This is a genomic window from Streptomyces sp. NPDC058691, assembly GCF_042714775.1.
Classification (GTDB): Bacteria; Actinomycetota; Actinomycetes; order Streptomycetales; family Streptomycetaceae; genus Actinacidiphila.
On the sequence record NZ_JBHXSO010000053.1, the window covers coordinates 1 to 22,426 of the forward strand.

Genomic DNA, 22,426 nt, shown 5'->3' on the forward strand with positions numbered 1-22,426 from the left:
GTCGCCAGGTCGGACGCCGTGGACAGCGAACCCGACACCGTGGACGCCAGGTCAGACGACGTCGTCACCGTCGTGCCCGAGATGTTCTTCTGGATCGTCTTCTTGACGGTGTCGATCTGCTGGGAGTCGGCGGCCCGCACATAGACGGTCGTGACCTTGCTCTTGGCGTCGGCGAGGCTCTGTGCCCGCTTGAGCGGGATGTAGACGTTCGCGGCGGATGATCCGCTGTCGGCGGTCGCGACGCCGATCACCGAGAACTTGGTGCCCGAGATGGTGAGCGTCTTGCCCACCGACAGCTTCTTCTGCTTCGCGTACGCGCTGTCGACGACGGCGACCTTGGCGTCGGCCTGGGAGGCGGCGAAGGTCTTCCCGGAGGTGATCTTCGAGGTCGTCAGCGGACCGAGGCCCATGTGGGCCACGTCGGTGCCGAAGACGGAGTAGTTGTCGACGCCGAAGTCGGCGCCGCCGCCCTGGACCTGCGGCCGCGCGCCGGGAGCGCCCTGGCCACCGCCGGCACCGGTGCCGGACTGCGCCGTGCCGCGGGTGAACTGACCGCTGACCTTCACCACTTGGAGGCTGAGACCGCCGACGGCCTCGGCCACGCCCTGCTGCGAGGCGACCTGCGTGACCACCGAGGAGTTCAGCGACTGGAAGCCCTGCACCATCACGTTGTCGGAGCTCTGCTTGGTGTCGCTGTCGTCGCCGCGGGCGTCGAAGTCGAACCTCGGCCCCCCGCTCCCGGAGGAGGACGGGGCGCTCTGCGCCTTGGTGACGGTCATGTCGGTGCCCAGGCCGTACAGCGACTGCAGTACCTTGCCCTGGGCCCGTGTCATGCCCGCCGACACCGAGTCGACGGTGATGACCAGGGCGATGCCGAGGGCCAGCCCCAGGGCGACCACCAGGGCGGCCTTCCGCCGGCGGCGGAGCTCGCGCCGGAGATAGATGAGAAACATGCTCGTCCTCGCGTCGTGCCCCGATGGGGGACCGTGAATGACCGTGAATGACCGCGAACGCAGAACACCCTGCGGGGCCACGGCGAGAAGCTACGGACGGGGATTTACGGAAGGCTGAGGTGCGCATGTGGGCCGGATGAGAAGGTCGGCGCCTGGATGAGAAACGTTCTTACGGTTGCGAGCGTGAGGGCCCGCGCGGCCATGCACGATGGGGAGAGCCAGAGATGACGGACGGAACGCCGTGGGGCGGGGACGGTCACGGCGGTCGCCACGGCTTCGGCGACGGGTCCGGCCACGGGTCCCGACCGGGGCATGCGCCGGAGTACGAGCCGGGGTTCGGGCCCGCCGGCCACGGCGCGGACGGCGGCTTCGGCCCGCCTCCCCCGCCCGCCCACGGCGCCGCCCGGTCTCCGTACCCGGCGAGGCCCGGGCACGCACCGCGGCCCGCGTCACGGTCCCGGCGCGGCGGGCTGCTGCCGGCCCTCGTCGGTGTCGCCACCGCCGTGCTGGTCGCCGGACTCCTCATAGCGAGCCCCTGGAACGACGGTTCCCCGGGGACGGCCTCCGACGGCTCGCCGGCCGCGGCCGGCAAGAACCCGGCCGCGGACGCCGCGCGGCTGCTGCGCGAGGCCGCGGACAACCTGGAGGAGGCCCAGGTGCTGTCGTACCGGGGCGAGTTCGCCCGCGACCCGGGTTCGGCCACGCCCTTCGACCTGCAGACCACGCCGGGCGGATGGGGCCGCGGTTCGCTCGGCGACCAGGGCCGGACCGTCCGGATGCTCACCGCCGGCGACAACCGGCTCGTCAAGGCGGACCAGGGGTACTGGAAGACCCGCGGCTACTCCGGCGACCTGCTGGACCGGATCTCCGGCCAGTGGACCGACGCGGCCTCCGACCTCCCCGAGGTCGACGACGTGACCGCCCCGCTGACCCCCGCCAACGTCGCCGGCCTGCTCCGGGACGCGGCCGGCGGTGCGGGCGCCGCCACCGCCTCGGCCACCCGGGTGGGCGGCCGGGCCGCCACGCTGCTGTCGACTCCGGGCGGCCGCTTCTCCATCAGCGACTCCGCGCCCCACACCCTGCTCCGCCTGGCCTCCGGCTCCTCCCCCGCCGCGACCGGGCCGCTCCCGCTGGCCGACGGAACGGACGTCTTCGTCTCCGCGCTCACCGGCGCCGACCGCGCTGCGTTCACCACGGGCTTCGAGCGGGACCTGACGGCGCTGAGGACCGCCGTCGACCCCACGGTCACCTTCACCACGGTCGGCAAGGCGCGCTTCTCCCCCTGCGGCAGCACCAGTTGCACGGCCCGCTTCACCCTCCAGAACTCCGCGTACGGGTCCGCGGCCGCGGAAGCGGCCACGGACGCCCCGGTCCACGCGGAGATCACCATCGACATCACGCTCGACGGCAGGAAGGTCAAGCGCTGCACGTACCAGCGGACGATGCGGCCCTCCGGATCGGTCGCGCTGACCTGCACGGCCGCCTACAGCGCCACCACCAGCCGCGACCACACCGTCCGGGGCCTGCCCGAGGCGTGGGCGCGGGCCGTCCCGGACGACGAACTCGCGCGGCTGCGGGCGGGCTTCGCCAAGGGAACGGTCGACGGCCAGGCGGCCTGACCCGCGCGGACGGCGCCGCCCGCCCGGAGCACGGCGTCTTCACCTTCCGGCCGGAGATCGGAGACGGACGCCGGGTCGCTCCTGCGCCGAGGCCTGAAGCGCGGCCGGGACCGCATGGGTTCCGCGGCAGAGGCGGAGGCGGAGGCGGAGGCGCTGCCGCCGATCCCCAACTCCCCTTGCCGTGAGTCCACTCCAAGGCGTTGGCTGGTCGTCCATGGAGTACACGCAGCTGGGCCGCACCGGCCTGACGGTCGGCCGCATCGTGCTGGGCACGATGAACTTCGGCGGGCAGACGGATGAGACGGACAGTCACCGGATCATGGACGCCGCGCTGGACGCCGGCGTCAACTTCTTCGACACCGCGGACATCTACGGCACGGCCGAGGACAAGGGCCTGACGGAGAAGGTCATCGGCTCGTGGTTCGCACGCGGCGGCGGCCGGCGCGACAAGGTCGTCCTGGCGACGAAGGTCTACGGGAACATGTCGGCCGACGGCAAGGCCTGGCACGAGCAGTCCTGGCCCAACCACGACCGGCTCACCGCACTGCACATCAGGCGGGCGGCGGAGGCGAGCCTGCGCCGGCTCGGCACGGACCACATCGACGTCTACCAGTTCCACCACATCGACCGCGCGACGCCCTTCGAGGAGATCTGGCAGGCGGTCGACGTGCTGATCCGCCAGGGGAAGATCCTCTACGCCGCGTCGTCGAACTTCCCCGGTTACAAGATCGCGCAGGCCAACGAGATCGCGGCGAACCGCGGCATGGTGGGCCTGGTCAGCGAGCAGTGCCTGTACAACCTGGCGGAGCGGCGGGCCGAGGCGGACGTGATCCCGGCGGCCCAGGCGTACGGCCTCGGGGTGATCCCCTGGTCCCCGCTGCACCAGGGCCTGCTGGGCGGCGCGCTGCGCAAGGAGCGCGAGAACAGCGGCTTCCGCACCAAGGCGGGCCGGTCCGCCGCGGGGCTGGCCGATCCGGCGGTCCGGGCCAAGGTGCAGGCGTACGAGGACCTGCTCGCCAAGCACGGTCTGGAGCCCGGCGAGGTGGCCCTGGCGTGGCTGCTGACCCGGCCGGGAGTGACCGGGCCGATCGTCGGGCCGCGCACCATGGAGCAGTTCACGTCGGCGCTGCGGGCGGCGGAACTGGAGCTGGACGCCGAGGTGCTGGCAGGGCTGGACGAGATCTTCCCGGGTCCGGGGCCGGCCCCGGAGGCCTTCGCCTGGTGAGTCTTGTCACACCGGAGCCGTCGGGAGCCGCTTCGCCATGAGGCGCTCCGGGCGGCCGTCGGGCATGAGGCCGCTCTCGCCGGAGTCCTCGAAGCCGTTGCGGCGGTAGAGCGCGGCGGCCTGCTCGTTGCCGTCCGCGACGGCGAGGGTGAGCACCGCGGCGCCGGTCCCCGCGGCCCATGTCTCGACGGCCCGGATCAGCAGGTCGCCCACGCCGTGGCCGCGCGCGTCACGCGCCACCCACATCGAGATCAGTTCGGCGGTGCCGGGGTGCTCGCCCGGGACCCCGCTCGCCATGCCGGAGGGCACCCCGTCGAGCAGGGCGACCAGGTGTGAGCCGGGCAGGGCGAGCCGGTCCCGCCAGCGCTCCTCGCGGTCCCCCGCGCCCTGCCAGTCGGCGAGCCGGGAGCCGAAGGCGTACGGGGCGTCGGCGAGGGCGGCCAGGCGCAGCCCTCGCCACAGCCGCCAGTCCCCGGGGGTGAGCATTCGCAGTTCGGTCATCCGGGCAGGCTGCCGCCGGGCGGGACCCGGCGGCAACCCATTTGCGGCCCGGAGGCCGGCACCGCGGTGGATACGCTCAGCGGGCGCCGAGCAGGTGGTTCATCGCGAGCTGGTCGAGCTGCTCGAAGGCGAACCCGCGCTGCGCGGCGGCCTCGACGTCGAAGTCCTCGAAGGCGGTGCGGTCGGCGAGGAAGCCGGCCAGGGTCTCGCCCTCCGCGAGGGTCGGCTGCGCGAGCTGGTCCAGGCGCGCGGCCTTCAGCGCCTCCTGCACGGCCGGGTCGGCGCGGAACGCGGCGGCCCGGTCCTTGAGGATGAGGTAGTTGCGCATGCAGCCCTCGGCGGAGGCCCACACGCCGCCGAAGTCCTCGGTCCGCGGAGGCTTGAAGTCGAAGTGGCGCGGGCCCTCGTAGCCGGCCGTCTCCAGCAGGTCGACCAGCCAGAACGCGGAGCGCAGGTCGCCGGCGCCGAAGCGCAGGTCCTGGTCGTACTTGATGCCGGACTGGCCGTTGAGGTCGATGTGGAAGAGCTTGCCGTGCCACAGCGCCTGGGCGATGCCGTGCGGGAAGTTCAGCCCGGCCATCTGCTCGTGGCCGACCTCGGGGTTGAGGCCGACGAGCTCGGGGTGCGCCAGCTCGTTGATGAACGCCAGCGCGTGGCCGACGGTCGGCAGCAGGATGTCGCCGCGCGGCTCGTTGGGCTTGGGCTCGATGGCGAAGCGGAGGTCGTAGCCCTGCTCCAGGACGTACTCGCCCAGCAGGTCGAAGGCCTCCTTGAAGCGGTCCAGGGCGACCCGCACGTCCTTGGCGGCACCGGACTCGGCGCCCTCGCGGCCGCCCCAGGCGACGTAGACCTTGGCGCCGAGCTCGGCGGCGAGGTCGATGTTGCGGATGGTCTTGCGGAGCGCGTAGCGGCGCACGTCGCGGTCGTTGGAGGTGAAGGCACCGTCCTTGAAGACCGGGTGGGTGAAGAGGTTGGTGGTGGCCATCGGCACCTTCAGGCCGGTGGCGTCCAGCGCCTGGCGGAAGCGCTTGATGTGGCCCTCGCGGGCGGTGTCGTCCGACCCGAAGGGGATCAGGTCGTCGTCGTGGAACGTGACGCCGTACGCGCCGAGCTCCGCCAGGCGGGTCACGCTCTCGACCGGGTCGAGCGCGGGGCGGGTGGCGTCGCCGAAGGGGTCGCGGCCCTGCCAGCCGACGGTCCAGAGACCGAAGGTGAACTTGTCGTCGGGGGTGGGGGTGAAACTCATCGCGGCGGCTCCTATTCGTAAGACCGTTGAACAAATTAATATGCGAACGCCGCTTTGTGAAGGGAGCCGCAGCATGAGCCGCGACATGGGGCACGGAACGATCGCACTGGGTGTGGACAGCTCCACGCAGTCCACCAAGGTGCTGGCAGTCGAGGTGGAGACCGGAAAGGTGCTGGCCAGGGGCCACGCACGACACGTGGTGAGCGAGGGAGAGGGCCGCGAGACCGACCCCGAGGTGTGGTGGAGAGCACTCGGTGAGGCGCTGGCCCAGCTCGGCCCGTACGCCGGGGAGGCCGGCGCGATCTCCGTCGGCGGGCAGCAGCACGGCCTGGTCGTGCTGGACGCGGACGGCAGGCCGCTGCGCCCCGCGCTGCTCTGGAACGACGTACGGTCCGCGCCCCAGGCCGCCGCGCTGGTCGAGAAACACGGCGCAGCCTGGTGGGCGGAGCGCTTCGGCAGCGTGCCCGGCACGAGCTTCACCGTCACCAAGTGGGCCTGGCTGGCCGAGCACGAGCCGGAGGCCGCCAAGGCCGCGGCGGCCGTGCGGCTGCCCCACGACTTCCTCACCGAGCGGCTCAGCGGGGCCGCCGTCACCGACCGGGGCGACGTCTCCGGCACCGGCTGGTGGGCCACCGACACGGAGGCGTACGACGAGGCGATGCTGGCCTCGATCGGCCTGGACCCGGCCCTGCTGCCGCGCGTGCTCGGTCCCGGCGAGCGGGCCGGCGCCGTCCTGCCCGGCCTGCCGCTGCGCGAGGGCGCCCTGGTCGCCGCGGGCACCGGCGACAACGCCGCCGCGGCCCTCGGCCTCGGCCTCGCCCCGGGCCAGCCGGCGCTCAGCCTCGGCACCTCAGGCACCGTCTACACCCCCTCGGCCGCCCGTCCCGCCGACCCGACGGGCATCGTGGCCGGCTTCGCCGGCGGCCACGGCGGCTGGCTCCCGCTGGCGTGCACCCTCAACTGCACGCTCGCCGTGGACAAGGTCGCGGCGCTGCTCTCCCTGGACCGGGAGGCGGTCGCCCCGGGCGGTTCCCCCGTGCTGCTGCCGTTCCTCGACGGCGAGCGCACCCCCAACCTCCCGTACGCCACCGGGCTGCTGACGGGGCTGCGGCACGACACCACCCCGGGGCAGATCCTCCAGGCCGCCTACGACGGCGCCGCGTACGCCCTGCTCAGCGCGCTCGAGCAGGTCCTCGCGGTCGACGGCGCCCCCTCCGACGCCCCGCTGCTGCTGATCGGCGGCGGCGCCCGGGGCACCGCCTGGCGGGAGACCGTGCGGCGGCTCTCCGGCCGCGCGGTGTGCGTCCCGGTGGCCGACGAGCTCGTGGCCCTCGGCGCCGCGGCCCAGGCGGCGGCCCTGCTGACGGGCGAGACCCCGCAGGAGATCGCCCGCCGCTGGAACACCACGGAGGGCCCCTCGTACGACCCGGTCGCGCGCGACGAGGAGTCCCTCGGCCGCATCGGTGCGGAGCTCACCCGGGCCTTCGGGGTCGAGTGAGCGCTCCCCGGCGGCGGCGGCGCGGGGGACGCCCGCCGGCCCGTGCGGCCTTGACAAGATCGCTTGCCGGAACGGCAAATGGAGGCATGGCAGACGACGACATCCCCGGCGTGCTGTCCGCCGTCGGACCCCGGCTGCGGGCCCTGCGGCGGGAGCACGGCGCCACGCTCGCGCAACTCGGCGAGACCACCGGGATCTCGTCGAGCACCCTGTCCCGGCTGGAGTCCGGGCAGCGCAAGCCGACGCTGGAACTGCTGCTGCCGCTGGCGAAGGCGTACGGCGTGCCGCTGGACGAGCTGGTGGGGGCGCCGCCGACCGGGGATCCGCGCGTCCATCCGCGCCCCTTCACCCGGCACGGGCAGACCTTCGTGCCGCTCACCCGCTACCTGGGCGGTCTGCACGCGTACAAGATGATCATCCAGGCGCCCCAGGACCCGGCCGCACGGCCCGAGCAGGGGCGGCACGAGGGGTACGAGTGGGTCTACGTGCTGTCCGGCCGGCTGCGGCTGACCCTCGGCGACCACGATCTGGTGCTGGCCGCCGGTGAGGCCGCCGAGTTCGACACCCGCACCCCGCACGGCTTCGCCAACGCGGGACCGCAGCCAGTGGAGTTCCTGAGCCTCTTCGGGGCCCAGGGCGAGCGGATGCACGTCAGGGCCCGTCCGGCCGGCGGGTGACCGGACCGGAGGGCGTGCGAGGGTGGGGACAGGTCCGGATCGACCGGACACCGGACGAGAGGGGATCGGCACGTGGCGGACGGCCCGGGATCGCAGGCGGGCGTGCGGAAACGGAATCTGGCCCTGGTGGCCCGTGCCGTGGCCGGACACGGCGAGATGTCGCGGGCCGCGGTGGCCGCGGAGGTCGGGCTGACCCGCGCGACGGTCTCGACACTGGTGGACGAGTTGCTGGCGGCCGGGCTGCTGGTGGAGCTCGGCACGCAGCGCCCCGGCACGGTCGGCCGGCCCGGCACCGCGCTCGCCCTCAGCGACACCGGCCCTGCGGGCCTGGGCGCCGAGGTCGGCGTCGACCACCTGTCGGTCTGCGCGATCGACCTGCGCGGCACGGTCCGCGCCCGCGCCCGCGTCGAGGCCGACAACCGCGGCCGTCCCGCACCGGACGTGCTGCGCGAACTGGCCGCGCTCGTACGGGAGGTGACGGTGGAGGCCCGGGAGAGCGGGCTGTACCCCGCCGGGCTGACGGTCGCCGTCCCGGGACTGGTCGGGCGGGACCGGCGGCAGGTGACCCGGGCCCCCAACCTCGACTGGGAGGACGTGCCGGCCGCCGAGTACTTCGACGGCCTCACCCCCGCCGCGACGCTGGTCGACAACGAGGCCAACCTCGGCGCCCTGGCGGAGCTGTGGCTCGGCGGCCATGAGGGCGTCACGGACTTCGTGCACGTCTCGGCGGAGATCGGCATCGGCGCCGCGCTCGTCGTCGACGGCCGGCTGTTCCGCGGCGCCCGCGGCTTCGCCGGGGAGCTGGGCCATGTACCGGTGTTCCCCAACGGCCCCCGCTGCTCGTGCGGGTCCCGGGGCTGCCTGGAGCAGTACGCGGGCGAGGAGGCCGTGCTGCGGGCCGCCGGGATCGGCCCCGACCGGCCGGACGCCCTCAAGGCCCTGCACACCGCGGCCACCGGGGACGACCCGGCGGCGCTGAAGGCGCTGGCCGCGGCCGGGCAGGCCTTCGGCATCGCGCTGAGCGGCGCGGTGAACCTGCTGGACCCGCAGGCCGTCGTGCTGGGCGGCACCCTCGCCTCGCTCGCCCCGTGGCTGCGCGGTGCGCTGGTACGGGAGCTGGACCGCCGTGTGACGGACCGTCAGTGGCCCTCGGAAGCGGTCCTGGTGTCCCGGCTGGGCCGCGAGGGCGTGCTGCTGGGCGCCGCGTACAGCGTCGTGCGCGATGTCCTCGACGATCCCCAGCAATTGCGAACCCCCTAGACCCCGGGGCCCGTTACGATGCGCTGCGCGCCGCACGGGGAGGCGGCGCGGATCGTTCTCGTCCCAGGGGGATTTCCGTGTTCGTGCTGTGCATCCTGCTGCTGATCGCGGCCGTCGTGCTGTTCGTCGTCGGCCGCGGCCGCACCGGGGGCTGGAAGCTGGGCGCCGCGCTCAGCGCCCTCGCCGGCGTGCTGGCCGGCGTCTTCGCCTGCGTCCATGTCGTCAGCGCCTACGAGGTCGGCGTACCGGTGACCTTCGGCAAAATAGGCTCGCCGATGACCTCCGGCGTCCACCTCAAGTCGCCGTTCACCGACATCACGTCCTTCTCCACCCGCCCGGCGGACCTCAACCTCTACGACAAGGACGTCGTCGAGGTCCGTTCCTCGCAGGGCGGTGTGCTGTACGCGGACGTCACGGTGAAGTGGGCCGTGGTGCCGAGCAAGGCCGTCGCCCTCTACCGGCTGGCAGGCAACGAGGAGGCCATCCAGGAGCGCCTGGTGGTCCCGGACAGCCGCGAGATCATCCGCAACGTCTTCGCCGAGCACACCAGCGAGGAGGGCTACGCCTCCGCCCGCGAGGCCATCGGCCGGGAGATCGACGCCCTGATCAAGGAACGCCTCGCGCCGCGCGGCATCGACATCACCGCCGTCAACCTGCGCAATGTGCGGCCCTCGGACCAGCTGCAGACGCAGATCGACAAGAAGATCCAGCAGGAGCAGGCCACCGAGCGGGCCGTCGAGGCCGCACGCACGGCCAAGGCCGAGGCGGAGCGCAAGCGCATCGAGGCGGAGGGCATCGCCCGCGCCAACCAGATCATCGCGCGCTCGCTGAACGACAAGGTGCTCTACAACCAGTGCCTGGAAGCCTTCAAGGAGGCCGCCAAGGCCAACCCGGTCTACGCGGTCCCCTGCGGCACGACCGCCAACGGCTCCCCGGTCATCGTCGACGGCACCAAGAAGTAGCCCGCACACGCCAGGGGCCCGGAACCAGATGGTTCCGGGCCCTTTCACGTGCCACCCGGCGAGTGAGCCAAAGGGGCGCGCGCCTGTCGACTGTCGACAGGCGCAGCAGGCGCCCCGGAGGCGAACCGAGCCCTCAAAAAATTCAGACCGCGCTGCCGGCCTGCCAGGCGGCCCAGCTCATGTTCCAGCCGTTGAGCCCGTTCGCCGGGTCGACGGTCTTGTCCTTGGAGTTCTTCACGATCACCACGTCGCCGATGATCGAGTTGGTGTAGAACCAGTACGCGTCGGTGCTGGTGTCCTTGGCGCCCTTGGTGTCGTTCAGGCCCACGCAGCCGTGGCTGGTGTTGACGTGGCCGAAGACGTAGTCCGAGCCCCAGTAGTTGCCGTGGATGAAGGTGCCGGACGTGGTCAGGCGGATGGCGTGCGGCACGTCCTTGATGTCGTACTCGCCCTTGCCGTCGTCGTCGGTGAAGCCGACCGTGGCACCGTTCATCCGGGTCTCGGTGAACTTCTCGGACATCACCATCTGACCGTTGTAGGTGGTGTTCTGGTCCGAACCCGCCGAGATCGGGATGTTCTTGATCACCTTGCCGTCACGGACGACCTGCATCTGGTGGGTCGAGGCGTCGACCGTGGAGACCTGGCTGCGGCCGATCTTGAAGGAGACCGTCTTCTCCTGGACGCCGTAGACGCCATCGGCACCCTCGACACCGTCCAGGTTCAGCTTGACCGTGACGGTGGAGCCGGCGGTCCAGTAGTTCTGGGGGCGGAAGTCCAGGCGGGTGGTGTTGAACCAGTGGCCGACGACCTGCTGGCCGCTGCTGGAGGTGACCGTGATCCCGGACTGGACGGCCTTCTTGTCGGTGATGGCCTTGTTGAAGTTGATCGACACCGGCATGCCCACACCGACGGTCTGGCCGTCCTCGGGGGTGTAGTAGCCGATGAAGCTGTGCGCGGCCGAGACGGTGGTGAACGTCGAGTTCTCCGCCGCCTTGCGGCCCTTCGCGTCCTCCGCCTTGGCGGCGATCTTGTACTGGGTGGCGCGCTCCAGCGGCCCGTTCGGCGCCCAGCTCGCACCGTCGGCCGAGATCGTTCCCTCGACCTCCTTGCCGTCCGCGACCGAGGTCATCGTCACGGCGTTCAGCTTGCCGCCGCTGACGGCGACCTTGGCACCGGAGTTGATGCTGACATTGTCGGCACCGGTCTTGGGGGTGATGGCTATTCGCGCGTCGGACGCGTCCTTGGCCGCCGCCTCGTCCACCGACGCCTGGGACTTGACGTTGTTCTGGCTGCCGGCGTCCGCCTTGTCTCCCCCGCAGGCGGTCAGCGTGATCGCGCCCACGGCCAGCAGAGCTATCGCTGCCAGCCGAGCTCCCCGCTGGTGGGGGGGACGCGGTTCGTTGGCTGTGCCGGTCTCGGCGCGCTTCACACGAATCTCCAATGTCTTCGGTACGCGATCCCCCAGCCCGCGGCTACGCGAGCCGCGGACCTCATTCGAGCCTCGGTCGTACTCTCGGGAACTGCCAGGGTCTTAGGTCCGTTCCTCCACGCCGCAGAGTGTGGGGAACAACACCATCGCGTTGCCCACAGCAACCAATGCGGAACCCCGGACCCAATGATGGGCCCGGGGCCTGTGAGTCATGCACACACGGAGACGCGATCAGCGGCCGCCCGGTTCCTTCCCTTCCGCATCGGCCTCCGCGTCGGCGCTGTCCTCGTCGTCGTCTTCGTCGTCGGCGGCCTCGTCGTCGTAGAGGTCCCACTCGTCGGAGTCGGGGTCGTACTCGGTGTGAGCGCAGGACCAGGACGCCTGGACCATGTCGATCCCCGGCACGCTCGTGACCAGGTCGAACGGATCGACCAGATAGGCCAGCGCCTCCGACTCGTCCTGGCGGACCGAGGATTCCGCGTGCTGTCGCTCGTCGGCCGGCATGTACTCGTCGCCGCCGAGCTGGTCGAGCGCGGCATCCGTCAGCTCTTCGGACCCCGTGATCTCCAGGACCAGCTCGACCTGGAGCCGCACGTAACGCGGCCCGGTCTCCCCGATGGGGATGTCAGTAGTGCTCATGTGACGGAGCGTATGCTCGCGCGGCCCGCCGCGGGGGGAGGCACCCGGATCCGGGCGGCAGGATACCCGCGGGGGCGGCGCGGAGGTTGCGGAAGGGGGCGTTCCGGGTTTGAACTTCCCTCCGCACCCCTTGTCTCACTACCATCGGGCTCCACGGTCAAGTCACCGCATCCGCTGGGGGATCCATTGACCTCGTACCGACCTCCCGCTTATGTCGCCGTCACCGCGGCGGCCGTGCTCGGCGCGCTCTACTTCGTGCCCAACGCGTCCGCCAACCCGGAGCACACGGCGACGACGGCTGCCGAGGTGTCCACGACGACCTCCACCACCGCGTCCGGCGGTGACGGGGGGCAGCGGCTCGCGGACACCGGCAGCGTCGACACCACGCCGTACCTGATCGGCGGCACCGCGTTCCTCGGCATGGGCGCGGCGCTCGTCATCAATGCGGGCCGCCGCGCCCGCGCCTACTGACCGGCCGGCCTCAGGCGAGCGGCCCGGTCGCCGACTCGGCCGCCGCGACCAGGGCACCGCTGCGCACGAACGTGTACGCGGCGGCCAGGTCCGGCGCGAGGAAGCGGTCCGGGCCGGGCCCGGTCACATCCGCATCACGCGCTGCCTTCAGCACCGCCTGTGACGCGGGCGCGGGCACCAGCACCGAGCTGCCCTGCACGCGCATCTCGATCGCCCGGGACGCGGCGACCAGCTCGATCGCCACGATGCGGGCCAGGTTGTCCACCGCCTGCCGCAGCTTGCGCCCGGCCGACCAGCCCATCGACACGTGGTCCTCCTGCATGGCCGAGGAGGGGATGGAGTCCACCGAGGCCGGGACCGCGAGCCGCTTGTTCTCGCTGACGAGCGCGGCCTGCGTGTACTGGGCGATCATCAGGCCCGAGTCGACACCCGGGTCGTCGGCGAGGAACGCTGGCAGCCCGTGCGAACGGCTCTTGTCCAGCAGCCGGTCGGTGCGCCGTTCCGCTATCGAGCCGAGGTCGGCGGCGGCGATGGCGAGGAAGTCCAGCACGTAGGCCACGGGAGCGCCGTGGAAGTTGCCGTTGGACTCCAGCCGCCCCTCGGAGCCGTCCTCCCCGAACAGCACGACGGGGTTGTCGACGGCCGCGGCCAGCTCGCGTTCGGCGACGGTGAGCGCGTGCGCCACGGTGTCGCGGCCCGCGCCGGCCACCTGCGGGGCGCAGCGGATCGAGTACGCGTCCTGCACGCGAGGCGCGTCGTCCTGGTGGTGCCCGGTGAGTCCGGAACCGGCGAGCACCCGGCGCATGTTGCCGGCGCTGGCGGCCTGGCCCGGATGCGGGCGGATCGCGTGCAGTTCGGGGGCGAGCACCTTGTCGGTGCCGAGCAGCGCCTCCAGGGACAGCGCGGCCGTGACGTCGGCGGAGGTGAACAGCAGGCGCAGGTCGTCAAGGGCCATGACCAGCATGCCGAGCATGCCGTCGGTGCCGTTGATGAGGGCCAGGCCCTCCTTCTCGCGCAGCTCGACGGGCGTGATGCCGTGCGCGGCCAGCAGCTCGGGGACGGGGCGCACGACGCCGTCGGGGCCCTCCGCCTCACCCTCGCCCATGAGCACGAGCGCGCAGTGCGCGAGCGGGGCCAGGTCGCCGGAGCAGCCCAGCGAGCCGTACTCGTGGACCACGGGGGTGATGCCCGCGTTGAGCAGGGCGGCCATCGTCTCGGCGACGACGGGGCGCACACCGGTGCGGCCGGAGGCGAGCGTCTTCAGCCGCAGGAACATCAGCGCGCGGACGACCTCGCGCTCCACCCGCGGCCCCATGCCGGCCGCGTGCGAGCGCACCAGGCTGCGCTGGAGCTGGGCGCGCAGCTCGGGGCTGATGTGCCGCACCGCCAGCGCGCCGAAGCCGGTGGACACGCCGTAGACGGGCTCCGGCTTGGCCGCCAGCGCGTCCACGACGTCACGCGCCGCGGCGATTCCGGCCAGCGCCTCCGCCGACAGCTCCACGTGCGCACCGCCGCGGGCGACAGCCAGCACGTCCTCCACCGTGGCCCCGTGGGCCCCGATCACCACGTTATGCATACCCATATTCACGCACCCTACGGACTGAATCGCGAGCTGTCACGTGTCCGGTTTCCGACCCTGGGGGAGCCCGCCGCGGCCGGCGCGAGGCTTCTTGACGGCGTACAGCCGCAGGAGCGCAGGCCGCGACTCCCGCCTCGCCGCCGGCCACCGCATCGCCCGAGCGACCCGCCCACGCCCCACACCCCGGCCACGACCCCCACCGTCCTCGGCCCCGCAGCGCCGGCCGCGGCACGACGGACTCCCCGGCCCCGCGTGCACCGCAAGCGGGCCACCCACCAGCCAGGCGGAACGTCCAAGCGGCCAGCCCACGCCGACCACACCACACCCCGCCCTCCAGCGCACGACGGGACGACAGGAACACGTCCCCGCCTCGCCCCGGCCACCCGCGGCGCGGAAGCCCCGACTCCCGCCACCCGGCGGGAGCACGACGCCGGGCCGCCGGATTGTCCGAGCAGCCCACACCACGCCCCACCCGCGCGTGGGGACAGGCCGGCCGGGACGGCAGGTGCACATACCCGCCGCCCCCGCGACAGACCGCCGCGGGGACTCGGCGCCGGCCGGGACGGCACGGGCATCGGCCCGGCTAGTCCCGGCCGCGGAAGCGGCGGCGTTCGACGTCGTGGCCGGCGGGCTGGTCGGCGAGGCGGACGACCGGGTCCTCCGGCGCGCCGCGGCCGGCCACGACCGGCTCGATGGAGTGCAGCGCCTTGGCCCGGTACTGGGCCGCGTCCGCCAGCCGGAACAGCCGCCGTGCCGAGGTGACCGGCCCGATCTCCGCGTCCGTCGAGGCCACCCCGACCGCGACCCCGTCGCCCAGTCCCAGCCACTTGGTCCGCACGCACAGCTCCTCGGCGACCCGGACCACGTCCTCGGCCTCGTGCCCCACCGACAGCAGGCAGAACTCGTCGCCGCCGAGCCGGGCCACCAGGCTCTCCGGCAGCGCCGCGCCGCACAGCGAGAGCACCGAGCCGAAGCCGACCAGCAGGCGGTCGCCGACCGCGTGACCGAGCTGGTCGTTGACCCGTTTGAGGCCGTTGAGGTCGCAGACCACCAGGCTGACCGGGGTCCCGTCGCCGCGGTGCCGTTCCAGCGCCTCCTCCAGGCGCTGGTCGACCGCGCGCCGGTTGGCCAGCCCCGTCAGCGGGTCGGTGAAGGCCAGCCGCCGCACCTCCGCCAGGCGCTCGGTCTGCGCGATCCCGGCGGCGGTGAGCGCCGCCAGGACGGTCGCGAACTCCGTGTCGTCCCGGTCGAAGACCGGCCGCCCGGCCGCCCGGGCGACGTACAGCTCGCCCCAGGCGAGCCCGTGCAGCAGGATCGGCGCGATGACGCAGGAGGAGCGGCCGCGCCGGCGCAGCATGGCGACCCGCTGGTGGAAGTAGGCGCCCGCGCCGTCGCCGGACGGCCCGTACGCGGTCTCGACCCAGGCGTGCGGCTCGCCGCCCTCGGTCCACCGGCCGTGCAGGAACTCCACGATCTCGGGGAAGTCCGCGACCGAGTAGACCTCCTCGGCCGGCTGCGCCTCCTCGTCGGGCGCGAGGTCGCCGTCGTTGACCAGGACCCGCAGCCGCCCGCGGTCGCGCTCCCAGCGGGAGACCGCCGCCATCGTGCCGCCGAGGGCGACCCGCGCGGCGGTCGCCGCGGCGACGACCGCCTCCATCGGCGACTTCGCCGCGGCCACCGCCCGCGCCAGCTCGGCGACGGCGCGCAGTCGGGCGTCCCCGCCGCCGGTGCCGTTCATGCGCCCGTCTCCTGTCGCCGCCGCTTTTTACCAGTTTGCGACGTTTACCGGATCGTGCGCGTCACAAGCCCGCCCGGCGCGACGGTTTCCCGCGCCAATCACTCACCCGGCCACACCGGGTCGCGCTTCTCGTTGAAGGCCGCCACGCCCTCCGCACGGTCCCCGGAGAAGGCGACCGTGCGCCAGGCCGCGTCCTCCACCTCCAGGCCGGTGCGCAGGTCCGTGCCCTGACCCAGCCGCAGCGCCCGCTTGGCGGCCCACAGCCCCACCGGCGAGTTCCGGGCCATCCGGCCGGCCAGCGCCAGCGCCTCGGCGCCGTCCTGGCCGTCCTCGGCGAGGACGTCGACCAGGCCCAGCGCGAGCGCCTCCGCGGCCGGCACCCGCCGCCCCGTGAAGATCAGCTGCGCCGCCCGGGCGGCACCCACCCGGCGCGGGAGCAGCTGCGTGCCGCCGCCGCCGGGGATCACGCCGACGCTGACCTCCGGCAGCCCGACGACGGCCGTCGGGTCCGCCACGATCACGTCACAGGCCAGCGCCAGTTCGTAGCCGCCGCCCAGCGCGTAGCCGTGCACGGCGGCCACCGAGGGCATCGGCAGCTCCAGCACGGCGGTGTAGGCGGCCCGGGTGTGCGGGCGCTGCTTCATCAGGTCGGCGTCGGAGAAGGAGTTGCGCTCCTTGAGGTCGGCGCCGACGCAGAAGGCCCGCTCATGGGTCGAGCTGAGCACGACCACGCTCACCGACCGGTCGGCGGCCAGCGCCGCGCACGCCTCGGTGATCGCCCGCGCCATGTCCGTGGAGACGGCGTTCATCGCCTTCGGCCGGTCGAGCACCAGCTCGGCGACCCGTCCCCCGTCACCGTGCCGGCGGACCGCCACCCACTCACCAAACCGCAGCTCGGACATTGCCCACGCACCCTTCGGGTCGGCCGTTAACGATCGTGAACCAACCCGAGCAGGGTAGGGCGCCGCCCCCGCCGGCGAAAGCGCCCCCGGGCCCGAGCGGGCCCGGCCCGCCCGTCCGGCACCGCCGGTCAGCCGCCGCGCCGGGCCAGCAGCCAGGGCTCCACGACGCCGAGACCGCGTACCGGCCGCCGCCACATCGGCTGCAGCGCGAACCGGTACTTCTCCTCCGACCCGGGCTCGATCCCCGCCTCCGACTCGGGGGCCTCGCCGCCGGCGACCAGCGCCTGCGCGAGCTCCCCGTCCACGAGCACCGCGTCCCGGGGCGCTATCGAGGTCAGCCGGCTCGCCAGGTTCACCGTCGTGCCGAAGACGTCGCCCATGCGCGTGGTGACCGTGCCGAAGGCGATGCCGACACGCAGCGCGGGCATCGTCTCGTCGCCGTTCATGGTCTCGATGAGCCGCATGCCGATCTCGGCGGCCGTGCCCGGGTCGTCGGCGATGAACAGCACCTCGTCGCCGAGGGTCTTGACCAGCCGTCCGCCGTGGGCGGCGACCTGGTCGGCGGCGGTGGTCTCGAAGGCCTCGACCAGCTCGCCGAGTTCCTCCTCCTCCAGCCGCCGGGTCAGCCGGGTGAAGCCGACGAGGTCGGCGAAGCCGACGGCGAGCCGGCGGTCGACGGCCTCCTCGTCGTCCGAGCGCACGACACGGCTGGTGGCCGCCGCCAACTGCCGCCGCCAGACGTACGTCAGGAACTCCTCCAGCTCCGGCAGCAGCAGTTCGACCAGCGGATAGGCCACCTCGGCCCGGGTCAGGCCGGGCTCGGGCGGCTCGGTCAGTTCCTCCAGGAAGGAGTCGGTCTGCCACTCGGCGAGCCGCGCGGTGGTCTGCCCCGTGGAGCGGGCCACTTGGATGGCGGTGTTCTCGCTGATCAGACCGGCCTCCACCAGGCCCGCCAGACGGCGCAGCGCGAGCACGTCGGCCTCGGTGAGGGCCCGTGCCTGGCCGATGTCGGCGAAGCCCATGGCCCGCCAGAAGCGCGCCGCGAGGTCCATGGAGACACCGGCGCTGCGGGCGGCCTGGAACGGCGTGTAGAGCCGCTCGGCGCCCATGATCAACTGCTCCAGGCGGAGCGCGATGGGGTCCTCGTCCGGCCCGGACGGCCCGGCCTCCGGCTCGGCTTCCGGTTCGTCGTCGGGTGCGGCGCCCTCGGGCCCGCTCTCCGGCTCCCGGTCCGGCCCGTCGTGCGACGGGAGGTCGCTCGCGTCGTCCACGGTCACCGCCCGCCCCCTCCAGGGTCCCTGCGCACTGGCCCCTCCGCGCACCTGTTGTATGGCGGCTGCCGCACCCACCATACGACAGGTGTGGCCTGGCTCACTCTCCCGCCGGCCGCACATGGACGACGTCGCCCGCGGCGACCGCCCGCTTGCCCGCGTCGGTGGCCACGACCAGCCGTCCGTCGTCGTCCACGGCGACCGCCCGGCCGGTCGCCTCGCCGCCGCCCGGGAGCACCGCGCGCACCGTGCGGCCCAGGGTCGTGCAGCCGGCGGCGTACGCCTGCTGCAGCCGCGAGGCGGCCGGATCGCCGTCCGCGCCCAGCCACTCGCCGTACCAGTCGGCCAGGGAGCGCAGCACGGCCCGCAGCAGCGGATCGCGGTCGGTGACCTTGGCCCCGGCCAGCGCCAGGGACCCGGCGGCGGGCACCGGCAGTTCGTCCTCGCGCAGGGTGACATTGAGCCCGATGCCCAGGACGACGGCGTCGTCGCCCACCCGCTCGGCGAGGATGCCGCCGGTCTTGCGCTCCTCGCCGCCGACGGTCACCAGGATGTCGTTGGGCCACTTCAGGCCCGTGTCGACGCCCGCGGTGCGTGCGACGGCGGTGGCCGTGGCGACCCCGGCGAGCAGCGGCAGCCAGCCCCAGCGGTGGGCGGGGACGGCGGACGGGCGCAGCAGGACCGAGAAGAACAGCCCGGAGCGGGCCGGCGCCTGCCACTGGCGGTCCAGCCGGCCGCGTCCCGCGGTCTGCTCCTCGGCGACCAGCACCGCGCCCTCCGGCGCGCCCTCCCGGGCACGTGCGCCCAGGTCGCTGTTGGTGGAGCCGGTGGCCTCGACGAGGTCGAGGGAGGTCCACCGGCCGTCCGGGGTGACGATCGCCTTGCGCAGGGCCGTCACGTGCAGCGGCGGCCGGTCGAGGTCGGACCAGCGGTTCGATGTCATGTGTCCCAGCCTAGGAGCAGGGGTGTGGCCAACGCCGCACTGACCGGGCAGCATCCGCGCGGTTACGCTACGGAAACAGAATTACTCGCCAGTCACGTCACACCCTCAGATCCACCCGACGGGAACAGGAGAGCCGCCTCCCATGGCTGAGCCGGAGTACGACATCCACACGACCGCGGGGAAACTCGCGGACTTGCGCCGCCGCACCGAGGAGGCGACCCACGCAGGCTCGGCGCGCGCGGTGGAGAAGCAGCACGCCAAGGGCAAGCTGACGGCCCGTGAGCGCATCGAACTGCTGCTGGACGAGGACTCGTTCGTCGAGCTCGACGAACTCGCGCGACACCGCTCGACCAACTTCGGCCTGGAGAAGAACCGCCCCTACGGCGACGGCGTCGTCACCGGCTACGGCACCGTCGACGGACGCCCCGTCGCGGTGTTCTCGCAGGACTTCACCGTCTTCGGCGGGGCGCTCGGCGAGGTCTACGGCGAGAAGATCGTGAAGGTCATGGACTGGGCGCTGAAGACCGGCTGCCCGGTCATCGGCATCAACGACTCCGGTGGCGCCCGCATCCAGGAGGGCGTGACCTCGCTCGGCCTGTACGGCGAGATCTTCCGCCGCAACACCCACGCCTCCGGCGTGATCCCGCAGATCTCGCTGATCATGGGCCCCTGTGCGGGCGGAGCGGTGTACTCCCCCGCCATCACCGACTTCGTGGTGATGGTCGACCAGACCTCGCACATGTTCATCACGGGCCCGGACGTCATCAAGACCGTCACCGGCGAGGACGTCGGCTTCGAGGAGCTCGGCGGCGCCCGCTCGCACAACTCCGTCTCCGGCAACGCGCACCACATGGCGGGCGACGAGAAGGACGCCATCGAGTACGTCAAGGCGCTGCTGTCCTACCTGCCGTCCAACAACCTCCAGGAGGCGCCCGCCTACCCCCAGGAGGCGGAACTGACGGTCAACGCCGAGGACCTGGAACTCGACGCGCTGATCCCGGACTCGGCGAACCAGCCGTACGACATGCACAAGGTCATCGAGCACGTCCTGGACGACGGCGAGTTCCTGGAGACGCAGGCGCTGTTCGCCCCGAACATCGTCACCGGCTTCGGCCGCGTCGAGGGCAGCCCGGTCGGCGTGGTCGCCAACCAGCCGATGCAGTTCGCCGGCTGCCTGGACATCAACGCCGGCGAGAAGGCCGCGCGCTTCGTCCGCACCTGCGACAGCTTCAACATCCCGGTCATCACCTTCGTCGACGTCCCCGGCTTCCTGCCGGGCACCGACCAGGAGTGGAACGGCATCATCCGGCGCGGCGCCAAGCTGATCTACGCGTACGCCGAGGCCACCGTGCCGCTGATCACCGTCATCACGCGCAAGGCGTTCGGCGGCGCCTACGACGTCATGGGCTCCAAGCACCTCGGCGCCGACCTCAACCTGGCCTGGCCGACCGCCCAGATCGCCGTCATGGGCGCCCAGGGCGCCGTCAACATCCTGCACCGCCGCACGCTCGCCGAGGCCGGTTCGCCGGAGGAGGCGGAGTCGCTGCGCGCGGAGCTGATGCGGGAGTACGAGGACACGCTGCTGAACCCGTACGTCGCGGCCGAACGCGGCTACGTCGACGCGGTGATCATGCCCTCGGAGACCCGCATGCACCTGGTGAAGGGGCTGCGGACGCTGCGCAACAAGCGCGAGAGCCTGCCGCCGAAGAAGCACGGCAACATCCCGCTGTAAGGAGTGTGCCCACGATGATGATCAAGGTCGAACGGGGCAACCCGACCCCGGAGGAACTGGCGGCCGTCGTCGCCCTCGTCCAGGCGCGGGCCGCGGCCGCACCGGGGCCCGCCGACGGCCCACGGCAGGCCGACGAGTGGGCCGCCCCCGCGCGCAACGTGCCCTCCCGGGCGCTCCGCCCGGCGCCGGCGGCCTGGCGCGCCACGTACTGGCCGCACTGAGCCACCGGCCGCACCCGCGGCGTACCGCCCGCGCCTGAGTATCCGTACTCAGGCGCGGGCGGCGCACGCGGCGCACCCTGGACGGATGCTGTGGTCCGACCCGTCCGACGAACCCCCAGAGGAGATGCGGCAGGCCCAGGCGATGATGCGCCGGGCGATGCTCGTGATCGCCGTCGCCGTCCCCGTCGTCACCGCCCTGGTGGCCTGGCGCTGCTGACTACGATGACGGGCATGACCGACAGCCGCAGCGCCCGCCCCCGCCCGCTCGTCCTCGCCTCCGCCTCCCCGGCGCGGCTCGGACTGCTCAGGGACGCCGGACTCGACCCGCGGGTCGTCGTCAGCGGCGTCGACGAGGAAGCGGTCAGCGCCGGCAGCCCCGCCGAACTCGCCCTGGTCCTGGCCGAGGCCAAGGCCGCCGCGGTCGCCGCCGGGCTCTCCGGCGACGAGGTGGTCATCGGCTGCGACTCCGTGCTGGACCTGGACGGCCAGGCACTCGGCAAGCCGTCGGACGCGGAGGACGCCACCGCCCGCTGGAAGTCCATGCGCGGCCGGTCCGGCGTGCTCCGTACCGGACACTGCGTCATCGACCTGGGCGCGGGCGGCCGGCGGGTGTCGGCCACCGGCTCGACCACGGTCCGCTTCGGCACCCCCGACGACGACGAGATCGCCGCCTACGTCGCCTCCGGCGAGCCGCTGGCGGTGGCCGGGGCGTTCACGCTCGACGGCCGCTCGGCCCCGTTCATCGACGGCATCGAGGGCGACTCCGGCAACGTCATCGGGCTGTCGCTGCCGCTGCTGCGCCGGCTCTTCGCGGACCTCGGTCTGCGCATCACGGACTTCTGGGTCTGAGGGTCTGAGGCTGCCCGGTCAGGCCGCGGCGGGCGCCACGGGAGGCGGCGGGGGCGTGCTCCCGCCCGGCTTCTCGGTGGCCGGGGCCGCCGGGGCCTCACCGCCGCTGTACAGGACCAGGCTGAGCACCACGAGCCCCATGACCACCACCATCCCCACGAACGCCGCCCAGCCCACCGGCGCGGCCAGCCCCGCGGCGAGCACGCCGTGGGTGACGGCGCAGACGATCAGCAGGATGCGGCCGAGGCGCCCGGGGGCGCGGTCCCGGATCGCGGTGCGGGCGAGGACGATCGCGCAGCCGATGAGGAAGAGCGCCATCACCACACCGGCCGCCCACGCGCCGGCCGCCATGGCACTGGGTTTCAGCCCGCCGAGGGACATCTGCTGGTGCTCCACGGCGATGCCCATCACCCAGTTGACGACGGCGAAGCCGAACGCCTCCAGGACGAGCACCACGGCCGCTGTCGCGGCGACACTCCTGCGCACTGCGCGCCCCCTGTCCCAGGCCGCCTTACCGGCGGTATCACGTAGGGCGCACGCTACTAACGGGTAGGAGTTGCGGCAAGGGTTTCGCCGTCACCACCCGTATGGGGCGCCGGTCCGGCAAAGATTTCCCCGGGCCTTCGTGGAGTTCCCACAAAACCAACGCCCCGTCGGCCACGGTGGAGGCCGGTGACCCGGCCCACACCCCAGGGCCCTAACCACCGGGAT

The 22,426-nt window shown here is 73.1% G+C and carries 22 protein-coding genes; 11 read left to right on the forward strand and 11 right to left on the reverse strand.

What is annotated here, in order from left to right:
• Nucleotides 1–953, reverse strand: a 953-nt coding sequence (locus tag ACFWVC_RS29980; protein WP_384294048.1) for an ABC transporter permease, incomplete at its 3' end; no start/stop codon positions are given.
• A gap of 224 nt (nt 954–1,177) precedes the next feature.
• Between ACFWVC_RS29980 and ACFWVC_RS29985 the strand changes: the two genes are divergently transcribed.
• Together ACFWVC_RS29985 and ACFWVC_RS29990 are read left to right on the forward strand one after the other, a co-directional pair.
• The gene (locus ACFWVC_RS29985; protein WP_384294054.1) at nt 1,178–2,572 is read left to right on the forward strand and encodes a hypothetical protein; all 1,395 of its coding nucleotides are present in this window, start codon (nt 1,178–1,180) and stop codon (nt 2,570–2,572) included.
• 214 nt (nt 2,573–2,786) lie between these two features.
• Nucleotides 2,787–3,797, forward strand: coding sequence for an aldo/keto reductase (locus ACFWVC_RS29990; protein WP_384294059.1), 1,011 nt, complete (start codon nt 2,787–2,789; stop codon nt 3,795–3,797).
• A 6-nt stretch (nt 3,798–3,803) separates the two neighbouring features.
• On the opposite strand, the gene ACFWVC_RS29995 is transcribed toward ACFWVC_RS29990, so the two are convergent.
• Both ACFWVC_RS29995 and xylA read right to left on the reverse strand, forming a co-directional pair.
• Entirely contained in the window at nt 3,804–4,298 is a 495-nt protein-coding gene (locus ACFWVC_RS29995) for a GNAT family N-acetyltransferase (protein ID WP_384294065.1), read from the reverse strand.
• A 76-nt stretch (nt 4,299–4,374) separates the two neighbouring features.
• On the reverse strand, nt 4,375–5,544 hold the full coding sequence (xylA, locus tag ACFWVC_RS30000; protein ID WP_384294070.1) for a xylose isomerase: 1,170 nt from the start codon (nt 5,542–5,544) through the stop codon (nt 4,375–4,377).
• A gap of 73 nt (nt 5,545–5,617) precedes the next feature.
• Between xylA and xylB the strand changes: the two genes are divergently transcribed.
• The 4 genes from xylB to ACFWVC_RS30020 all read left to right on the forward strand — a co-directional run bounded on the left by xylB (nt 5,618) and on the right by ACFWVC_RS30020 (nt 9,941).
• Nucleotides 5,618–7,042, forward strand: coding sequence for a xylulokinase (xylB, locus tag ACFWVC_RS30005; protein ID WP_384294073.1), 1,425 nt, complete (start codon nt 5,618–5,620; stop codon nt 7,040–7,042).
• An 86-nt stretch (nt 7,043–7,128) separates the two neighbouring features.
• Nucleotides 7,129–7,719 (forward strand): helix-turn-helix domain-containing protein, encoded by a 591-nt coding sequence (locus tag ACFWVC_RS30010; protein ID WP_384294078.1) that lies wholly within the window; start codon nt 7,129–7,131, stop codon nt 7,717–7,719.
• Between the two features lie 102 nt (nt 7,720–7,821).
• Complete coding sequence (locus tag ACFWVC_RS30015; RefSeq protein WP_384294083.1) at nt 7,822–8,979, forward strand: ROK family protein; 1,158 nt, start codon at nt 7,822–7,824, stop codon at nt 8,977–8,979.
• A gap of 77 nt (nt 8,980–9,056) precedes the next feature.
• Nucleotides 9,057–9,941 carry a prohibitin family protein gene (locus ACFWVC_RS30020; protein ID WP_384294088.1) on the forward strand — a complete coding sequence of 295 codons (885 nt, stop codon included), beginning with the start codon at nt 9,057–9,059 and terminating at the stop codon, nt 9,939–9,941.
• Between the two features lie 142 nt (nt 9,942–10,083).
• Here the strand turns inward: ACFWVC_RS30020 and ACFWVC_RS30025 are convergent, their stop codons facing one another.
• Nucleotides 10,084–11,307 carry an Ig-like domain-containing protein gene (locus ACFWVC_RS30025; RefSeq protein WP_384294274.1) on the reverse strand — a complete coding sequence of 408 codons (1,224 nt, stop codon included), beginning with the start codon at nt 11,305–11,307 and terminating at the stop codon, nt 10,084–10,086.
• Between the two features lie 294 nt (nt 11,308–11,601).
• A complete protein-coding gene (locus tag ACFWVC_RS30030) occupies nt 11,602–12,009 on the reverse strand; it encodes a hypothetical protein (protein ID WP_384294095.1) in 408 nt (135 codons plus the stop codon).
• A gap of 186 nt (nt 12,010–12,195) precedes the next feature.
• Between ACFWVC_RS30030 and ACFWVC_RS30035 the strand changes: the two genes are divergently transcribed.
• Complete coding sequence (locus ACFWVC_RS30035) at nt 12,196–12,480, forward strand: hypothetical protein (RefSeq protein ID WP_384294102.1); 285 nt, start codon at nt 12,196–12,198, stop codon at nt 12,478–12,480.
• Between the two features lie 10 nt (nt 12,481–12,490).
• On the opposite strand, the gene hutH is transcribed toward ACFWVC_RS30035, so the two are convergent.
• From hutH to ACFWVC_RS30060, 5 genes are all read right to left on the reverse strand, one after another.
• Complete coding sequence (hutH, locus tag ACFWVC_RS30040; protein ID WP_384294106.1) at nt 12,491–14,062, reverse strand: histidine ammonia-lyase; 1,572 nt, start codon at nt 14,060–14,062, stop codon at nt 12,491–12,493.
• 580 nt (nt 14,063–14,642) lie between these two features.
• Nucleotides 14,643–15,797: a GGDEF domain-containing protein gene (locus ACFWVC_RS30045; protein WP_384294112.1), complete on the reverse strand. Its 1,155-nt coding sequence runs from the start codon at nt 15,795–15,797 to the stop codon at nt 14,643–14,645.
• Nucleotides 15,798–15,895: 98 nt separating this feature from the next.
• A complete protein-coding gene (locus ACFWVC_RS30050) occupies nt 15,896–16,699 on the reverse strand; it encodes an enoyl-CoA hydratase/isomerase family protein (protein WP_384294117.1) in 804 nt (267 codons plus the stop codon).
• Nucleotides 16,700–16,827: 128 nt separating this feature from the next.
• On the reverse strand, nt 16,828–17,976 hold the full coding sequence (locus ACFWVC_RS30055) for an adenylate/guanylate cyclase domain-containing protein (RefSeq protein WP_384294121.1): 1,149 nt from the start codon (nt 17,974–17,976) through the stop codon (nt 16,828–16,830).
• Between the two features lie 94 nt (nt 17,977–18,070).
• Nucleotides 18,071–18,913, reverse strand: coding sequence for a biotin--[acetyl-CoA-carboxylase] ligase (locus tag ACFWVC_RS30060; protein WP_384294127.1), 843 nt, complete (start codon nt 18,911–18,913; stop codon nt 18,071–18,073).
• Nucleotides 18,914–19,055: 142 nt separating this feature from the next.
• On the opposite strand from ACFWVC_RS30060, the gene ACFWVC_RS30065 reads away from it, so the two are divergent.
• The 4 genes from ACFWVC_RS30065 to ACFWVC_RS30080 all read left to right on the forward strand — a co-directional run bounded on the left by ACFWVC_RS30065 (nt 19,056) and on the right by ACFWVC_RS30080 (nt 21,715).
• Nucleotides 19,056–20,645, forward strand: coding sequence for an acyl-CoA carboxylase subunit beta (locus ACFWVC_RS30065; RefSeq protein ID WP_384294133.1), 1,590 nt, complete (start codon nt 19,056–19,058; stop codon nt 20,643–20,645).
• A gap of 17 nt (nt 20,646–20,662) precedes the next feature.
• Nucleotides 20,663–20,866 carry an acyl-CoA carboxylase epsilon subunit gene (locus ACFWVC_RS30070; protein WP_384294276.1) on the forward strand — a complete coding sequence of 68 codons (204 nt, stop codon included), beginning with the start codon at nt 20,663–20,665 and terminating at the stop codon, nt 20,864–20,866.
• Nucleotides 20,867–20,951: 85 nt separating this feature from the next.
• Complete coding sequence (gene mmpB / locus ACFWVC_RS30075) at nt 20,952–21,083, forward strand: morphogenic membrane protein MmpB (protein ID WP_384294141.1); 132 nt, start codon at nt 20,952–20,954, stop codon at nt 21,081–21,083.
• A 5-nt stretch (nt 21,084–21,088) separates the two neighbouring features.
• Complete coding sequence (locus tag ACFWVC_RS30080) at nt 21,089–21,715, forward strand: Maf family protein (protein WP_384294147.1); 627 nt, start codon at nt 21,089–21,091, stop codon at nt 21,713–21,715.
• 18 nt (nt 21,716–21,733) lie between these two features.
• Here the strand turns inward: ACFWVC_RS30080 and ACFWVC_RS30085 are convergent, their stop codons facing one another.
• On the reverse strand, nt 21,734–22,201 hold the full coding sequence (locus tag ACFWVC_RS30085) for a hypothetical protein (protein ID WP_384294152.1): 468 nt from the start codon (nt 22,199–22,201) through the stop codon (nt 21,734–21,736).
• Nucleotides 22,202–22,426: the final 225 nt, after the last annotated feature.

Excerpts from the sequence above, each read along its gene's own strand:
- mmpB (WP_384294141.1), top strand. The coding sequence starts at position 20,952 with ATGCTGTGGTCCGACCCGTCCGACGAACCCCCAGAGGAGATGCGGCAG.
- ACFWVC_RS30065 (WP_384294133.1), top strand. The coding sequence starts at position 19,056 with ATGGCTGAGCCGGAGTACGACATCCACACGACCGCGGGGAAACTCGCG.
- ACFWVC_RS30050 (WP_384294117.1), bottom strand. The coding sequence starts at position 16,699 with ATGTCCGAGCTGCGGTTTGGTGAGTGGGTGGCGGTCCGCCGGCACGGT.
- hutH (WP_384294106.1), bottom strand. The coding sequence starts at position 14,062 with ATGGGTATGCATAACGTGGTGATCGGGGCCCACGGGGCCACGGTGGAG.
- ACFWVC_RS29995 (WP_384294065.1), bottom strand. The coding sequence starts at position 4,298 with ATGACCGAACTGCGAATGCTCACCCCCGGGGACTGGCGGCTGTGGCGA.
- ACFWVC_RS30030 (WP_384294095.1), bottom strand. The coding sequence starts at position 12,009 with ATGAGCACTACTGACATCCCCATCGGGGAGACCGGGCCGCGTTACGTG.
- ACFWVC_RS29985 (WP_384294054.1), top strand. The coding sequence starts at position 1,178 with ATGACGGACGGAACGCCGTGGGGCGGGGACGGTCACGGCGGTCGCCAC.
- xylB (WP_384294073.1), top strand. The coding sequence starts at position 5,618 with ATGAGCCGCGACATGGGGCACGGAACGATCGCACTGGGTGTGGACAGC.
- ACFWVC_RS29990 (WP_384294059.1), top strand. The coding sequence starts at position 2,787 with ATGGAGTACACGCAGCTGGGCCGCACCGGCCTGACGGTCGGCCGCATC.
- ACFWVC_RS30060 (WP_384294127.1), bottom strand. The coding sequence starts at position 18,913 with ATGACATCGAACCGCTGGTCCGACCTCGACCGGCCGCCGCTGCACGTG.
- ACFWVC_RS30080 (WP_384294147.1), top strand. The coding sequence starts at position 21,089 with ATGACGGGCATGACCGACAGCCGCAGCGCCCGCCCCCGCCCGCTCGTC.
- ACFWVC_RS30010 (WP_384294078.1), top strand. The coding sequence starts at position 7,129 with ATGGCAGACGACGACATCCCCGGCGTGCTGTCCGCCGTCGGACCCCGG.
- ACFWVC_RS30045 (WP_384294112.1), bottom strand. The coding sequence starts at position 15,797 with ATGAACGGCACCGGCGGCGGGGACGCCCGACTGCGCGCCGTCGCCGAG.
- xylA (WP_384294070.1), bottom strand. The coding sequence starts at position 5,544 with ATGAGTTTCACCCCCACCCCCGACGACAAGTTCACCTTCGGTCTCTGG.
- ACFWVC_RS30070 (WP_384294276.1), top strand. The coding sequence starts at position 20,663 with ATGATCAAGGTCGAACGGGGCAACCCGACCCCGGAGGAACTGGCGGCC.